Annotated in this window: 14 protein-coding genes and 1 other RNA gene; 12 read left to right on the plus strand and 3 right to left on the minus strand. The window is 71.8% G+C overall.

Annotated elements, in window-relative coordinates; translation table 11 throughout:
• The first annotated feature begins 25 nt into the window (after positions 1-25).
• Together smpB and ssrA are read left to right on the plus strand one after the other, a co-directional pair.
• Complete coding sequence (gene smpB / locus ACTWJ9_RS20335) at positions 26-505, plus strand: SsrA-binding protein SmpB (RefSeq protein ID WP_279335665.1); 480 nt, start codon at positions 26-28, stop codon at positions 503-505.
• Positions 506-655: 150 nt separating this feature from the next.
• Positions 656-1,057: a transfer-messenger RNA gene (gene ssrA, locus ACTWJ9_RS20340) on the plus strand.
• A 103-nt stretch (positions 1,058-1,160) separates the two neighbouring features.
• Here the strand turns inward: ssrA and ACTWJ9_RS20345 are convergent.
• Positions 1,161-2,306, minus strand: a complete 1,146-nt coding sequence (locus ACTWJ9_RS20345; RefSeq protein ID WP_443294547.1) for a sensor histidine kinase — start codon at positions 2,304-2,306, stop codon at positions 1,161-1,163.
• 136 nt (positions 2,307-2,442) lie between these two features.
• Here ACTWJ9_RS20345 and ACTWJ9_RS20350 point away from each other — a divergent pair, with 136 nt between their 5' ends.
• The 4 genes from ACTWJ9_RS20350 to ACTWJ9_RS20365 all read left to right on the plus strand — a co-directional run bounded on the left by ACTWJ9_RS20350 (position 2,443) and on the right by ACTWJ9_RS20365 (position 4,137).
• Positions 2,443-2,862: a hypothetical protein gene (locus ACTWJ9_RS20350; RefSeq protein WP_443294548.1), complete on the plus strand. Its 420-nt coding sequence runs from the start codon at positions 2,443-2,445 to the stop codon at positions 2,860-2,862.
• Positions 2,859-3,044, plus strand: coding sequence for a hypothetical protein (locus ACTWJ9_RS20355; protein ID WP_443294549.1), 186 nt, complete (start codon positions 2,859-2,861; stop codon positions 3,042-3,044). Before ACTWJ9_RS20350 ends, ACTWJ9_RS20355 begins: the two co-directional genes overlap by 4 nt.
• Before the next feature lie 90 nt (positions 3,045-3,134).
• Positions 3,135-3,737, plus strand: a complete 603-nt coding sequence (locus ACTWJ9_RS20360) for a response regulator transcription factor (protein ID WP_443294550.1) — start codon at positions 3,135-3,137, stop codon at positions 3,735-3,737.
• Positions 3,738-3,891: 154 nt separating this feature from the next.
• Positions 3,892-4,137 carry a hypothetical protein gene (locus ACTWJ9_RS20365; protein WP_387039078.1) on the plus strand — a complete coding sequence of 82 codons (246 nt, stop codon included), beginning with the start codon at positions 3,892-3,894 and terminating at the stop codon, positions 4,135-4,137.
• Between the two features lie 2 nt (positions 4,138-4,139).
• Here ACTWJ9_RS20365 and ACTWJ9_RS20370 read toward each other — a convergent pair whose 3' ends face one another.
• A complete protein-coding gene (locus ACTWJ9_RS20370; protein ID WP_387039065.1) occupies positions 4,140-5,162 on the minus strand; it encodes a LacI family DNA-binding transcriptional regulator in 1,023 nt (340 codons plus the stop codon).
• A gap of 135 nt (positions 5,163-5,297) precedes the next feature.
• Complete coding sequence (locus ACTWJ9_RS20375) at positions 5,298-6,671, minus strand: MFS transporter (RefSeq protein ID WP_387039062.1); 1,374 nt, start codon at positions 6,669-6,671, stop codon at positions 5,298-5,300.
• A gap of 83 nt (positions 6,672-6,754) precedes the next feature.
• On the opposite strand from ACTWJ9_RS20375, the gene ACTWJ9_RS20380 reads away from it, so the two are divergent.
• The 6 genes from ACTWJ9_RS20380 (at position 6,755) to ACTWJ9_RS20405 (ending at position 15,677) form a co-directional block, all read left to right on the plus strand.
• The gene (locus ACTWJ9_RS20380) at positions 6,755-7,723 is read left to right on the plus strand and encodes a LysR family transcriptional regulator (RefSeq protein WP_279335672.1); all 969 of its coding nucleotides are present in this window, start codon (positions 6,755-6,757) and stop codon (positions 7,721-7,723) included.
• 349 nt (positions 7,724-8,072) lie between these two features.
• Positions 8,073-9,089, plus strand: coding sequence for a hypothetical protein (locus ACTWJ9_RS20385; protein WP_279335673.1), 1,017 nt, complete (start codon positions 8,073-8,075; stop codon positions 9,087-9,089).
• Complete coding sequence (locus tag ACTWJ9_RS20390; RefSeq protein WP_279335674.1) at positions 9,089-11,302, plus strand: glycosyltransferase; 2,214 nt, start codon at positions 9,089-9,091, stop codon at positions 11,300-11,302. The genes ACTWJ9_RS20385 and ACTWJ9_RS20390 overlap by 1 nt, the downstream gene beginning before the upstream one ends.
• Positions 11,299-12,525, plus strand: coding sequence for an acyltransferase family protein (locus ACTWJ9_RS20395; RefSeq protein WP_443294551.1), 1,227 nt, complete (start codon positions 11,299-11,301; stop codon positions 12,523-12,525). Before ACTWJ9_RS20390 ends, ACTWJ9_RS20395 begins: the two co-directional genes overlap by 4 nt.
• 142 nt (positions 12,526-12,667) lie before the next feature.
• Complete coding sequence (locus ACTWJ9_RS20400) at positions 12,668-13,075, plus strand: PPOX class F420-dependent oxidoreductase (protein WP_279335676.1); 408 nt, start codon at positions 12,668-12,670, stop codon at positions 13,073-13,075.
• 328 nt (positions 13,076-13,403) lie between these two features.
• A complete protein-coding gene (locus ACTWJ9_RS20405; RefSeq protein ID WP_279335677.1) occupies positions 13,404-15,677 on the plus strand; it encodes a transglycosylase domain-containing protein in 2,274 nt (757 codons plus the stop codon).
• Positions 15,678-15,700 lie beyond the last annotated feature (23 nt).

Here is a 15,700-nt window from a genome sequence, read left to right on the forward strand (position 1 = left end):
CCGTAGTGCGAAAATGGGCCGCACTATGGCTAAGGAAAAAGGGCGCAAGCTGATCGCGCAGAACAAGAAGGCGCGGCACGACTACCTCATCATCGACACCTACGAGGCCGGTCTGGTCCTCACCGGGACCGAGGTGAAGTCGCTGCGTCAGGGCAGGGCCTCGCTGGTGGACGGCTTCGTCCAGCTCGACGGCAACGAGGCGTGGCTGCACAACGTGCACGTCCCCGAGTACAGCCAGGGCACCTGGACCAACCACAGCGCGCGGCGCAAGCGCAAGCTGCTGCTGCACCGCGCGGAGATCGACAAGCTGGAGTCCAAGTCCCAGGAGACGGGACACACCATCGTGCCGCTCGCCCTGTACTTCAAGGACGGCCGCGCGAAGGTGGAGATCGCGCTGGCGAAGGGCAAGAAGGAGTACGACAAGCGTCAGACGCTCCGCGAGAAGCAGGACCGCCGCGAGACCGACCGGGCGATCTCGGCGGTCCGCCGCAAGCAGCGGGCGTAGCCCGCCCGTCCACGGCGGACGGGCGTGGGCGAGGAGGGCTCCGGACCCGTCCGGACCCGTCGCACGGGAATACGCTGGCACCGACCCGCGTTGGTCACGTACGATGGCGACAGCACCCCACAGCGGGTGCGCACCTTGAGAAAAAAACATGGGGATGATCGGTTTCGACAGCGGCTGTCGAAGCAGGGGAAGCGTGTCGAGGAAGCGGCCATGATCTCGTAAACCACAGGCCGAAAAAATAATCGCCAATTCCAAGCGATCCATCTCCCAGGGCGAGCTCGCCCTCGCTGCCTGATCTCAGGTAGCGAGCAGCAGCTCTCCTACTAGAGGGAGTGTCAGCCCGGGGGTGTTCCCGACCCGGATCCTGGCATCATTCAGGGGACTAAACCTTGATCCCGGTCACGGGGTGAAGAGGGAAATCAAACAGTGACTGAGCCCGTCGGAGACTTGTCCGCGTGATCTCCGGGGCTGAGAAAAGCACAGCGGACTGCACACGGAGAAGCCCTGATTCCGCACCGTTGGACGCGGGTTCGATTCCCGCCATCTCCACAATTCCCATGTGGGCACAGGCCCCGTCGCAGCAGCGGCGGGGCCTGTGTCGTGCGCGGCCGACCTTTCCATGGCCCGGTCCCTTCGCCGTCGCAGTGCGGCCGCGTCAGCCCAGCGGCAGAAGCGCCGCCACCGAGAACTCCTGGTCCTTCGGCCCGGCCTGCAGGGTGCCGCCCAGTGCGACGGCCCGGCCCCTGAGCCCGGCCAGGCCCGTGCCGCGGCGCCGTCCGCCCGCCGAGGGGAGGGGCGGCGCCGGGTCGGCGGCGACGCCGTCGTTGCGGACGGTCAGCCGGATGCCGTCGGCCCCGGTCCGCAGTTCGATCTCGCAGATCCGGGCACGGCTGTGCTCCAGCACATTGCCCACCGCCTCGTGCAGCACCGACCGCAGACAGTCCGCCACCGCGCCGCCCGGCTCGACGAGCGGGGGCAGGGAGGTGCGTACCGCTATCCCGGCGGCGGTGAGCAGCCGCTGGGCGTGGGCGAACTCGTCGGCCAGCGAGAAGGCCGCCTCGGGGCCGCTGATACGCCGCACGTCCTCATGCGTCCGCCGGGCGAGCTCCACCATTTCCGTGAGCGCCGCCCGGGCGGACCCTTCGGGAGCGTCCGCCCGCAGGGCGCTCTCCCCCCGCAGCGCGATGACCACCAGCGACGTGCCCACCAGGTCGTGCAGATCCTGCCGCATCCGGGCTCGGGTGCGCTGCTCGGCGAGCAGGGCCGTCTGCTCCCTGCTGCCGTGCAGCCGGGCGGCGAGCCGAGCGAGGTGGGCGACCGCGAAGACCGTGCTCGCCGTGATCGCCGTGCTCAGCAGAACGCTCAGCGAACCCCGGTCGGTGACGACCACGCCCGTGTGGATCAGTAACGGCCCGCTGGCGCCGACCAGCAGGGCGACCGGGAGAGAAGTGGTGGGCGGCAGCGTGAGCAGCACGGCGCCGGCCAGGAAACCGAGCAGGGACAGCCACCGGTAGTGGAAGAGCACCAGCGGCAGGTAGGTGAGCACGGCCTGCACCAGCAGCAGGGCCCACCTCCAGCGGTGCGGCAGCCGGTAGGGCGGCGGGGCGTACTGTCCGAGCAGGACGGCGGGCATCAGCACCAGCACGGTGAGCCCGGTCGCCACCGCGCGTCTGCCGATCGACGACGAGGCGACGTCCAGCGCCGTCAGCGCGAGCGATCCGACCACCAGCACGGTCAGCGTGCCGAAGGCGACCCGAGCCCCCGGCGGAGCCGCCCGGCTCCGCCCTGCCCCGCTCCGCATCGTCTTTTCGCCCCTGCCCTGACAGCCCCGCTCGCGGGTGGCCCCACCTGGTGGCCCGGGGAGGCCGGGGAGCGGTGATGATCTTGGTCCTTATGATTCTCACATAGTCGCCACAGGGGGTGGAGGGGTCGGCGCCGTGGACATCCCCTCCGCGAAGGTCGCGGCCCGGCTGAGCGGCCAGCGGGTCGAGGCGCTGTCCGAGGGGACCGACATCGACGTCGAACTCGGTGAGACGGACGACGTGGTGGAGGCCAAGGTGCGCCCTGAGGGGCCGCGGTCGACGAAGCGGGCCGGAGTTCGGTCTGCAGAAAGTGCACACGAAAGCCCGGTTGCCGGTGACCTCGCAAGCAGACATGGAAGGTTCATGCACAAGTACAGGCTGACATTCTTCCTCTTTTTTGTTCCCTTCATGGCGACAAGCGGGATCGACAGACTCGGACGGAACGGCTGGGCGCCGATTTTCGGCGCGCTCGAGATCGCCCTGGCTGTCGCTGTATCCGTGGGTGCCGGCAAGGAGATGTGGGATGCCCGTAGGAAGCGGTCGGTAGACGAATGAGTGAAATGAGAAAAAAATCGGTCATGCTCGCCGTCATGGGCTGTGTTGCCTTCCTGATGGGGATCGTGGGCTGGGCCGTGTGGGGCAGATTCCAAGCCATGGGCTCGTTCATGTCCTCGGCGGTTATCTTTGCCGGGGCATGGCTGTTCGAACGGTTCTCCGAGTCGCCGCGGGACACCTAGCCTTCCGCCGCGGACGCAGGCAGCCGTCCGGCCTGTCGTCCGGCACACGGGACCGCGCCAGAAAAGATCTTGCAGAGGGATAATCGGCCGGTGATCGAAGTGCTGGTGGTCGAGGACCACGCCGTGGTGCGGTCCGGGCTGGTGACGCTGCTCTCGCGGGAGCTGGGGATCCGGGTCACCGGCCAGGCCGGTGACGGTCCGGCCGCGCTGGCCGAGGCCGAGCGGCTGCGGCCCGACGTGGTGCTCCTCGACATCGACCTGCCCGTCATGGACGGCATCGCCGTCGCCGCCGCACTCACCGCGCAGGTGCCGGGCTGCCGCATCCTGATGCTCACCGCCCTGGACCGCCCCGGCCATCTGGGCCGGGCGCTCGCCGCGGGGGTCTCCGGCTACCTGCTGAAAAGCGCCACCCTCGCCGAGACCGCGGACGCGATCCGCCGTATCGCCGCAGGCGGCCGACTGGTCGATCCCCGTATGCGCGACCGACGGGCCGCCGAACTCACCCCCTTGACCGAGAGGGAGGCCGAAGTGCTGCGGCTGGCGGCGACCGGCGCCCACGCCCGTGAGATCGCCGCCGAACTCTTCCTGAGCGTGGGCACGGTGCGCAATCGGCTCTCGTCCGCCGTGGGCAAGCTCCACGCCCGCACCCTCGTCGACGCCCTTCGCATCGCCGAACGCCACGGCTGGGTGTGACCGGCAACACCCCTGTCCGGGTGCACTCGTGAAGGTCTCACTCCTCAGGGCACGTGCCGCGTGATCGGATCCATGTCGACCGACGCACGCCTGCCGCCGCTCACGAGGCGCGGCGCGGCGGGTGTGTGCGGGAGACGGGGAGTGCTCGGTGGCGATGGTGGGGTGGTGGGCCGCGGTGCGGCGGGTGAGGGTGGAGACGGCCGCGGTGTATGCCATGGCCGTGCTGGTGTACGGCTCGGCGGTGGTGGGCGTGGTGTTCGGCGGGCCGTGGACGATCGTGTGGTTCCTGCCCGCCCTGCTGGGCTCGCTGGTGGCGATCTGGTGCGTACGGTATGCGGCCCGATGGGAGGCGTCGGCGGCGGCGCGTGCGGCGGCGGAGGAGGAAGAGCCGCGGCACTGACGTCACCGTTCCGTTCGTGCCTCCGCGCGCGGTGCGGTGCTGGCGCGTTCCGTCAGGCGGGGCGGGAGCAGGGTGGCCTCCGGCACGGGGGCGTTGGACAGCTTCCGTAGCAGCAGGTGCACCGCGCGGGTGCCCAGTTCGGTGGAGGGCACGGCGACCGAGGTGGCCGGGACCCGGGCCGAGGCGGCCACGGGTGCCGGGCAGACGGCGACCAGGGAGAGGTCCTCGGGGGTCCGCAGGCCGAGCTGCTCGAAGGCGTCGATCAGCGGGTCGAGCAACGGCTCGTTGTGCACCACCAGCCCGGTCAGCGAAGGCTGCTCGCGCAGCAGCCGCTCGGCGATCGCGCGGGCCGCCTCCCGGCCCGCCTCGCACGGGTACACGGCGGAGGCGAGCCGGTGCCGGTCGGCGGCGGCCGTGAACCCCTGCACGAGCCGGCGCGCGAACGCCGTCCGCCGGACGTACACCTCCGGCGGCGAGCCGACCAGCGCCACCGTCCGGTGCCCCAGCCGCGCCAGATGCTCCACGCACAGCTCGCCCGCCGCACCGAAGTCCAGATCGACGCAGGTCAGCCCGTCCGGCTCGGCCGGGACGCCGATCAGCACGGACGGCAGGGGCAGCGAGCGCAGCAACGGCAGGCGGGGGTCCTGGAGTTGTACGTCCATCACGACCAGCGCGTCCGCCGCCCCCGTCTCCGCGACCCGCTCGATCCCCTCCTCGCCCTCCTCCTGGGTGAGCAGCAGCACATCGTGGTCGTGGGCGCGGGCGGCGGTGACCACCGACACCGCGAACTGCGTCACCACCGGTACGTGGACGCCGGAGCGCACCGGCACCGCCAGCGCCAGGACCCGGGAGCCGCCCCGGGCGGTGCCACGGGCACGGGCGGGCGCCCGGTAGCCCAGTTCACGGACGGCGGCCCGGACGCGGCGCCGGGTCTCGTCGGAGATCGGCCGCTTGCCGCTGAGCGCGTAGGAGACCGTGCTGGGGGAGACCCCGGCGCGCCGGGCCACATCCGTGATCTTCACCATCGGGGGTCCTCCACTGACACGGTTCGCGGGGGGAGAGAACGGGAGGGGGAACGGAGGGGGGAATGGAGGGGTGGGAGAGGGAAAAGAGTGTCGAAGCGCTTCGACGGGTGAAGGTATGTGCGGGCCCGGGGGCCGTCAATGGGCCGGACGGGATTCGACGGAGCGGTTCGACGGCCCGAACGGCGAGCGGGGGCCCAGCGGTCCGAACAGGGCCAGCGCCGTCAGCAGGGCCGTCCCGGCCGCCGCCACCGGAACCCCGTACCCGGCCGCCGCCGAGGCGTGTTCCACGAGCCAGCCGCCGGCCGCGCTGCCGCAGGCGATCCCGCCGAGCAGGCCGGTCACCGCGAGCGTCATGCCCTCGTTCAGCCGGCCCTCGGGGGTGCAGCGCTGGACCAGTGTCATCGTCGTGACCATCGTCGGCGCCGTGGCCATCCCGGCCAGCAGCAGCGCCCCCGCCAGCAGCAGGAGCGAGCCGGTGAGGGCCGCCGCGAGCAGCGGCAGCACCATCAGCGCGGTCATCGCGGCCAGGCACAGGGGCAGCCGGGACCAGGCGGACCCCGCCGGACGCACCGCCCCGTAGGCGAGGCCCGCCGCGCAGGAGCCGGCCGCCTGGAGGGCCAGCACCGCGCCGGCCGCCGGGCGGTGCCCCTGCGCGTCCGCGAACGCGATCGTGACGACCTCCATCGAGCCGAACACCGCACCGGTCGCCAGGCAGACGACGAGCAGCGGACGCATCCCGGGAGCCCGGAAGGGAGCCCGGCCCGTGGCGCGCCGTTCGGCCGGCGGCTCGGTGGAGCGCTGGGCGACGAACAGCGTCACGCCCGTCAGCAGCAGCACCGCGCCCACCAGCGTGCCCGCCTCCGGGAAGAGCGCCGAGCAGAGGAAGGCCGCGAGCACCGGGCCGAGCATGAAACACAGCTCGTCCGCGGCCTGTTCGAAGGAGTTCGCGGTGTGCAGCCCTTCGGCGGCGTCGGCACGGCCCGTCAGCAGGTGGGCCCAGCGGGCCCGGGACATCCCGCCGGTGTTGGGCGTCGTGGCGGTGGCGGCGTAGGCGGCGAACAGGGTCCAGTCGGGGGCGCCGTGGCGCACGCAGAGCAGCAGCGCGAGGGAGCCGAGCACGGCGGACACCGTCGCGGGCAGGGCGACGCGGGCCTGCCCGTACCGGTCGACCAGCCGTGCCGTCCACGGGGCGACCACCGCGGTCGCCGCCAGACCGGTCGCGACGACGGCACCGGCCAGGGCGTACGACCCCCGGGTCCCGGCGATCATCATGACCGCGCTCACGCTGAACATGCCCATCGGCAGCCGGGCGACGAGGTTCCAGACGGTGAACGCGCGGGCGCCGGGCAGCGCGAACAGACGGCGGTACGGGCCGTGTTCCCGGTCCTTCGGCTTCTTCGGCCGCCCGCGCGGCGCGAAGTCGACGGCGACCAGGGTGTCGGCCGTGACGGTGAACAACGGGGCGTCCCGGGAGGCCGCACGGCGGCCGCGGAAGGTCGGCTGAGGCATGACCCCACCGTCGCCCGCCCCCGCGGCACCGGTCCAACACCTGATCGGTACCGATTCACGCACCGGCGTTGTAAGTTCACCGGGTGTCCGCCCCCACCCACCTCGACCCCCGCCTCCTGCGCGCTTTCGTCACCGTCGCCGAGGAGCTGCACTTCACCCGCGCCGCCCTGCGCCTGTACGTCGCCCAGCAGGCGCTCAGCCGTGATGTGCGGCGGCTGGAGCGGGAGTTGGGCAGCGAGCTGTTCGTACGGACCACCCGCCAGGTGACGCTCACCGCCGACGGCGAACACCTGCTGCCGTACGCCCGCCGCGCCCTCCAGGCGCAGGACGACCTGATCGCGGCCGCCGGACAGCCCCGGCCGCTGCTGGTGGACCTCAACTCCCCGGGCCTGCCGACCCCGCGCCGGGTCCTGCACCGGGCCCGCGAACTCACCCCCGGCCACGAGCTGATGGCCCGCTACGAGAGCGGCCTGACCTGGGCCGCGGCCGAGGTGCTCGCGGGACGGCTGGACGCGTCGTTCGGACGGTTCGCGGGGCTTCCCGAGGCGCTGCGGGCCGGGCTCGACCAGCAGCCCGTGCGGTACGAGCCGATGGCGGTGGTACTGCCCGAGGACCACCGACTGGCCGCACTGGAGGAGGTGCCGCTCGCCGCGATGGCCGGCGAGACGGTGTACGCCGGGGCGGGCAATCCGCGCACCCCGGAGTGGACCGACCTCGCCCTGAGGCTGTTCGAGGGGCGGGACATCGCCCTCGCACCGCCGGAACCCCTGGCCGTCGGGGACGAGGAGTTCGAGCGGATCATGGCCAGAACACGCTGTCCGGTCCTCGCGGTGGTGGGCTTCCCCGCGCTGACCGCGATGGTGGTGCGCCCGCTCGTCGACCCGGTTCCCTTGTCGCCCGTGTCGCTGGTGTGGCGAAAAGGAAGGACTCACCCCGCTCTGGACGGACTTCGCCGGGCCGCCGCCGGTATCGCCGCCGAGGAGGGCTGGTTGCGACCCCCTGTGGAGGGGTGGGTTTCGGACAGTGATCTCGCTGTCATGAGTTCTCTCTGATGTCTCACGAATGACACGAATCGGCACCGGGGGAACACAGGACCTCCGCGTACGCTACATTCGACGCTCGAGCACAGTGTGATAAAAGGGGCGCTCGGAGCGGGTGGGGGCCCGAATCCGACGGCGACTGCTCGGGCCGTGAGCGCACCCCGGAACAGTCTCGTGGGGGAAGTGCGTGGAGAAGTGGCGAGAAGACGCCCAACCGGATCGGTCCGAGACCGCGTCGGCGTCCAAGGGTGACCACGGGAACTGGTTCTCCCGAAGCACGGCCGGCCACACCGCCGAACCGGAGCCCAGACCCTACGCCTCCGCCAGGGACGACTGGCCCTATCCGTACGACACGAGCGCCGTGACGCGCCCGACGGTCGGCACGCCGGCCGCGGACGGCACGCGCGGGATGCCCGTACAGCGCGGACCGGAGGGAATGCTGCACGACCCCTGGCAGGAGGACGCCCCGGCGACGGCCGTCCTGCCCCCCGTCCCCTTCCCCGCTCCCGCGGCACCCGCCGACGACGTACCGGACGACGCACCCGCCGGCACCGCGGCTGACGCGGACGACGCACCCGACACCGACGGCACCGACGACTCCGCCGGGCGGACCCATGACCCGCACGAGGTGACGATCCAGCTCGACGCCGTGCAGATCGGGGACGGAGTGCTGCTCGGCACGCCGAACCGGTCGGGCGGCGGAGCGGTGCACGAGCCCTCCGACGGGCCCGTCTTCGTCGACGAGTCGGGCCGCCGCGGCCGCCGCTACCGCCGTATCGGCCTGGCCGTCGGTCTGGCCTGCGCGGCGTACGCCGTCGTCATCGTCGCCACGCTGCTGTCCGGCAACTCCGACGCCCCCTGGGTGCCCGTCCCCGACCAGGAGCAGGGGCAGCCCGCCGAGAAGGTCGAGACCTCGCCCCGGCCCGCCGAACCGGACGCGTCCCCCGACACCGTCACCGCCCCGGACCCGGGCACCGAGCCGACCGCCGGCGCACCCGACCCCGTCACCCCGCCCGAGGCCGGCCTCCCCGCGGGCGGCGGGGCCGCCGCCCGGGACGGAGCCGTCGAGCCAGCCGCCCCGTCGCCGACGCCGTCGACCGGGACCACCCCGAAGCCGGGCACCGGCGCCTCCTCGAGCGCCCCGGCCGAGCCCCCGGCCGGCGCGGAGCCCACCGCCACGCCGGCCCCCTCGGGCGGCACCAGCACCGCTCCGGCCCCGCCCCCCGCCGAGGAGGACCCCGGCGGCGAGGAACCCGTCGGCGTCGACAACCGCGCCCAGGCGCCCGCCGACCGGCCGGCCGTGGCCGCCGAGAGCCCTGCCGCACCGCCGGCCCCGTCCACCGATCACGCCGTACCGTCCCCGGAGCACGTTCTCTGATGGCATCCCACCCCCGCCGCCCCGGACCCGCGACCGGAGACCGAGGCGGCTCCCGGCGTCGCAGCCGGCCCAGCCGCCGCCGTCTGCCCCTGCGCCTGCTGCTTCCGCTGCTCGTGCTCGTCGCCCTGGCGGCGATGCTCATGCTGCGCGGATACACGCACAGCGAGATCCTCGCCGACCACCGCGTCCAGCCGCCCGCGCCCACCGACAAGGTGCCGGACAAGATCCTCGAGGGCGGCCCGGTCATCGACGCCCGTGAGGGCCGCACCGAGACCCTGAGCGTGCCCGACCGCCGGCTGGTCCTCACCTTCGACGACGGCCCGGACCCGGTCTGGACGCCGAGGGTGCTGGACGTGCTGAAGAAGCACGACGCGCACGGGGTCTTCTTCGTCACCGGCACCATGGCCTCCCGCTACCCGGGCCTCGTCCAGCGCATGGTCGACGAGGGCCACGAGATCGGCCTGCACACCTTCAACCACCCCGACCTCTCCCTCCAGTCCAAGGAACGCATCGACTGGGAGCTGTCGCAGAACCAGATGGCGATCACCGGCGCGGCCGGCATCCGCACCTCGCTCTTCCGCCCGCCGTACTCCTCCTTCTCCGCCGCCATGGACAACAAGTCCTGGCCGGTCACCGAGTACATCGGCAGCCGCGGCTACATCACCGTCGTCAACAACACCGACAGCGAGGACTGGCAGCGGCCCGGCGTCGACGAGATCATCCGCCGTGCCACGCCCGAGAACGGCGAGGGCGCCATCGTCCTGATGCACGACTCCGGCGGCGACCGCAGCCAGACCGTCGCGGCACTGGACAGGTTCCTGCCCGACCTGAAGGAGCAGGGCTACGCGTTCGACAACCTCACCGAGGCCCTGGACGCGCCCAGCGCGATGAGCCCGGTGACCGGCCCCGAGCTGTGGAAGGGCAAGGCGTGGGTCTTCCTGGTCCAGGCCTCGGAGAAGGTCACCACCGGCCTGGCGGCGGGCCTGGCGATCGTCGGCTCCCTGGTCATCGCCCGCTTCGTGCTGATGCTCCTCCTCTCCGGCGCCCACGCCCGCCGGGTCCGCCGCCGGGGCTTCAGCTGGGGCCCGGCGGTCACCGAACCGGTGACGGTGCTGGTCCCGGCCTACAACGAGGCCAAGTGCATCGAGAACACCGTCCGTTCCCTGATGGACAGCGACCACCCGATCGAGGTCCTGGTCATCGACGACGGCTCCAGCGACGGCACCGCCCGCATCGTCGAGGCCATGGGCCTGCCCAACGTCCGGGTGATCCGCCAGCTCAACGCGGGCAAACCGGCGGCGCTCAACCGGGGCCTGGCCAACGCCCGCCACGACATCGTCGTGATGATGGACGGCGACACGGTCTTCGAGCCGTCCACCGTCCGTGAACTCGTCCAGCCCTTCGGCGACCCGAAGGTGGGAGCCGTGGCGGGCAACGCGAAGGTCGGCAACAAGGACAGCCTCATCGGCGCCTGGCAGCACATCGAGTACGTGATGGGCTTCAACCTGGACCGCCGCATGTACGACATCCTGGGCTGCATGCCGACCATCCCGGGGGCCGTCGGCGCCTTCCGCCGCTCGGCACTGGTACCGCTCGGCGGCATGAGCGACGACACGCTCGCCGAGGACACCGACGTCACCATGGCGCTGCACCGGGCCGGCTGGCGCGTGGTCTACTCCGAGAACGCCCGCGCCTGGACCGAGGCCCCGGAGACCGTCCAGCAGCTGTGGTCCCAGCGCTACCGCTGGTCGTACGGCACCATGCAGGCCATCTGGAAGCACCGCCGCGCCGTGATCGAGAAGGGTCCCTCCGGCCGCTTCGGCCGGGTGGGCCTGCCCTTCGTCTCCCTGTTCATGATCGTGGCCCCGCTGCTGGCCCCCCTGATCGACGTCTTCCTGCTCTACGGCATCGTCTTCGGCCCGACCCAGAAGACGATCATGGCGTGGCTGGGCGTCCTGGCCGTCCAGGCGGTCTGCGCGGCCTTCGCCTTCCGCCTCGACCGCGAACGCATGACCCATCTGATCTCGCTGCCGCTGCAGCAGCTCCTCTACCGCCAGCTCATGTACGTCGTGCTGCTCCAGTCCTGGATCACCGCGCTCACCGGCGGCCGCCTGCGCTGGCAGAAGCTGCGGCGCACCGGCGTCGTCGAGGCGCCCGGCGGCTCCGTACCCGGCCCGCGTGCGCAGAGCGACGACCGGAGGCCCGTGGCATGACCCAGCACACGACCGAGCCCGCACCCGTACCGGAGCCCGCCGCGGCCCAGGCCGCCGGCGCCGCGACACCGGGCCGCGACCGGTACCTCGACCTGCTGCGCTCCATCGCCCTGGTCCGCGTCGTGGTCTACCACCTGTTCGGCTGGGCCTGGCTGACGGTGCTGTTCCCGTCGATGGGCGTGATGTTCGCGCTCGCGGGTTCGCTGATGGCGCGTTCCCTGAAGCGCCCGGCGGCGAGCGTGATCCGCAGCCGGATCCGCCGTCTCCTGCCGCCGCTGTGGGCGTTCGCCGCGGTCGTGCTGACGATGATGTTCGTGAACGGCTGGAACCCCGCGAAGGACGACGGCACCTGGGGCCTGGTCGGACTGGTCAACTACCTCGTCCCGATCGGTGCTCCCCCCTACCCCTGGGAGCTCGGCTCACCGTCGGGCCTGCTGGACGTCACCTGGGCGGTGCAGGCCGCGGGCCCGCTCTGGTACCTGCGCGCCTACCTGTGGTTCGTCCTCGCGTCACCGCTGCTGCTGTGGGCGTTCCGCCGGGCCCCCTGGCCGACGCTGCTCGCCCCGCTGGGCCTGACGGCGGTCGTCGGCACCGGCCTGGTGACCATCCCCGGCGAAACGGGCCGCGCGATCACCGACTTCGCGGTCTACGGCGGCTGCTGGGTGCTGGGCTTCGCCCACCACGAGGGCATGCTGAAGCAGATCCCGCGCTACGTCTCGGTCTCCTGCGCGTCCCTGGTGATGGCCTTCGGCCTGTGGTGGGCGTCGGGCCACCTGGGCCCCGACGGCTGGGACCTCAACGACATCCCGCTGGCCCAGGCCGCCTGGTCGTTCGGTTTCGTGGTGATCCTGCTCCAGTACTCCCCGTCGTGGCGGGAACTCCCGGGGCGCCTGGCGCAGTGGGACAAGCTGGTGACCCTCTCCAACAACCGCGCGGTCACCATCTACCTGTGGCACAACCTGCTGATCATGGCGACGGTCCCGCTCGTCGACCTGCTGTACCGGCTCCCGTTCCTGCAGAGCGAGCGCGGGGTGGAGGCCATCGGCAGCACGTACACGCTGTGGATGTTCGCCCTGGTCTGGCCGCTCATCGGCCTGACGGTCCTCGCGGTCGGCTGGGTCGAGGACCTCGCGGCGAAACGGAGGCCCCGCCTGTGGCCCAACGGCGCGAAGCGCTCCACCGGCCGGCGGAGCAGGGCCGGTGCGGCGGCGCACGGAGGCTGACGCCGGGGGCCGTCCACTCGGCCCCCGGCCGCCGTGTCCTGAGCCCGGGACGCCGTGCCGTGGGGCTAACGTGAGGCGGTGCCAGCCGTTGTCGAGTCCCGTGCCGCGGGTACGGGACGTCCACGTGGAAGGGCCCGCCACCGTGTCTGCTGAACTCTCCGAGGACCTCAAGAAGCTCATCGACGACACCCCCGTCTTCGCGACGGTGGCCACCCTCCAGCCCGACGGCAGCCCGCAGCTGACGGTGACCTGGATCAAGCGCGACGGCGACGACCTGCTGATCTCCACGACCGTGGGCCGCAGGAAGGAGCAGAACCTGCGCCGCGACCCGCGGATCACCGTGATGATCAACCCGCCCACCGCGCCGTACACCTACGCCGAGGTGCGCGGAACGGCCACGCTCGGCACGGACGGCGGCCCGGAGCTGATCGAGGAACTCTCGCGCAAGTACACGGGCAAGGGGTACGCGGACTTCAACCCGGCCTCCGCCGCCGACGCCCCACGCGTCGTCGTCCGGGTCACCCCGCGCAAGGTCGTCGGCCCGCTCTAGGACGAAGCACCGGCCGGGGCGCCGGTGAAGCGATTCGACGAACCGGACGGACTGCCGCCGGATTCTCCTGAGCGGGCGTCACCCCACCCCGTGCTCCGGAGTGCTCTTCATCACCAACTACGCCTTGCCATGCGCGCTTTCACGTGTGGAGGTACTGTGCAGGACGCTGATACTTTTCAGTGCCTTGAACTGTGAGGCGGCAGTCGGTCCGCAGTCGTGTGGACCGCAACCAAGTCGTAGGCTCGTACGTCTTGCTTGCGGGACTGGTGCTGAGTGCGAGGAGGGACATGTGACGCCGGAGGGGCGAGGGGAAGAACCCGACGTCACCATGCAGTTGAAAGCACTCGGTTCGTTCACGGCAGAAGAGACCGTGCAGTTGCGCATGCCCGTGCAGCGCACCGCCGGCCCGAAGGGCGAGAAGCCCGAGCAGTCCGGGACGTCCGGGATACCCGGGGCAGCCGAGCCGGCTGACGAATCCGCCTCGGCGGAGGCCGCCTCCGCGGAGCGAATACGTGGCGGTGGAAAAGCCGGCCGATCGCCCCGTTCCAGAAACCGGAACCCCCGCAAGGCCCCCCGCCCCTCCCTCCGTTCCCGCCTCGCCGCCGACCCCCGCCTGGCACCCCTGCTGGGCGTCCTCGCCGCGTCGGCCGCCCGCCTCGCGCCCCACGCCCGCCGGATGAAGCCGGAGTACCCCCGGCCCGGACGCACCGACTGGCGCCGATGGCTGCCCTCCTGGCGGCAGTGGCTCGGCGGCACGTTCGCCGGCATCGGTCTCAGCGGCTTCTTCCTCGTCGTGGCCTACGCGGCCACCGACATCCCGGACGACCTCAACTCGCACGCCACCCAGCAGGACAACGTGTACTTCTGGGCCGACGGGACGCCCATGGCCCGTACCGGCTGGGTGCAGCGCCAGGAGATGCCGCTGCGGGACATCCCCGAGGACGTCCGCTGGGCGGTCCTCGCCGCCGAGAACGAGAACTTCTACAACGACCCCGGCATCTCCCCGATGGGCCTCACCCGCGCCGTGCTCCGCACGTTCGGCCAGGGCGACACCCAGGGCGGTTCGACCATCACCCAGCAGTACGTCAAGAACGCCTATCTGAACCAGGACCAGACGGTCCGCCGCAAGTTCACCGAGGCGATGATCGCCCTCAAGCTCGACAACCGGATGAGCAAGGAGGAGATCCTCGAGAGCTACCTCAACACCAGCTGGTTCGGCCGCGGCACCTACGGCATCCAGCGCGCCGCCCAGGCCTACTACGGCAAGGACGTCAGCGAACTCGACGCCGGCGAGGCCGCGTTCCTGGCCTCCCTGCTCAAGGGCGCCGGCCTGTACGACCCGACCCTGAGCAGCGCCAACCGCGACCGGGCCGTGGAGCGCTGGACCTGGACCCTCGACCGGATGGTCGACATCGGCAAGCTCTCACCGGCCGAGCGGGCCACGTACAAGAAGTTCCCCGAGCCGCTGAAGAGCAACCCGCTGTACTCCACCGGTGAACAGAGCGACTACCTGGTCGAACTCGCCTCCCAGTACGCCAAGAAGGCCGGGAAGATCACCGAGAAGCAGTTCGACCTCGGCGGCTACCAGATCTACACGACCTTCGACAAGAAGCGGGAGAACCGGCTCACCGACGTCGTCACCAAGGCCCGCAAGAAGGCACTGAAGGACGACCCGAAGACCGCGAAGGCCGTGCACTACGGGGCGGCCTCGGTGGCCGCCGACGGCCGGATCCTCGCCGTCTACGGCGGCCCCGACCACCGCAAGCAGGGCTACAACGAGTCCAACGCCACGACCGTCCCGGCCGGTACGGCCTTCACCCCGTTCGTGTACGCGGCGGGACTGCAGCACGGAGTCCGCACCACCCGTGACGGAGAGCGGACCCCCGTCACCGGCGAGTCCCTCTACAACGGCGACCACGACGTGCCGGTGACCACGCCGGAGGGACCGTACTGGGACCGCAGCGGCCGCAAGGTCGCCGCCGGCAACGACGGGGAGAAGTCCTACGGGCAGATCTCCCTGCGCCGGGCGATGGCCCTCTCGGTGAACACGCCGTTCATGCAGCTCGGCATGGACACCGGCCTGGACAAGGTGCGCGCCACCGCCGTGGCCTCGGGACTGCTGCCCTCCAGCATCGGAGCCCGGGTGCCCGCGCTGTCGATGGGCAGCTCCACCCCCAGCGCCATCCGCATGGCCGGCGGCTACTCGACGTTCGCCGCGGCCGGCGAGCACACCGAGCCGTACTCGGTGCACCGCGTCACCCGCAACGGTGCCAAGATCCCCCTGGACCTGCCCGAGCCGCGCCGGGCGGTCCGCGCCGAGGTGGCCGAGGAGGTCAGCTCCGCGCTCACGGAGTCCTTCCGCACCGCCCACCCCGACGGCGCGCCCGCCACCGCGAAGGTGGCCGGGAAGCCCGGGACGACGGAGAAGGACACCGCCGCCTGGTACGTCGGCACGCACGAGTCCGTCTCCACGGCGATCGTCGTCTACCGCATCGACCTCACGGAGAGCCTCGAACCACTGCCGCTGGAGGGTCTCGCCGGCACCGCCGACGACAGCGTCCCCTACGGCATCTGGTCCGGCGCTCTGGGCCTTTCCGGATGACCACCGGCCGGGCGCCGCAGTCC

Origin of the sequence: Streptomyces sp. GDS52 (assembly GCF_052246875.1) — a bacterium.
Classification (GTDB): Bacteria; Actinomycetota; Actinomycetes; order Streptomycetales; family Streptomycetaceae; genus Streptomyces; species Streptomyces cathayae.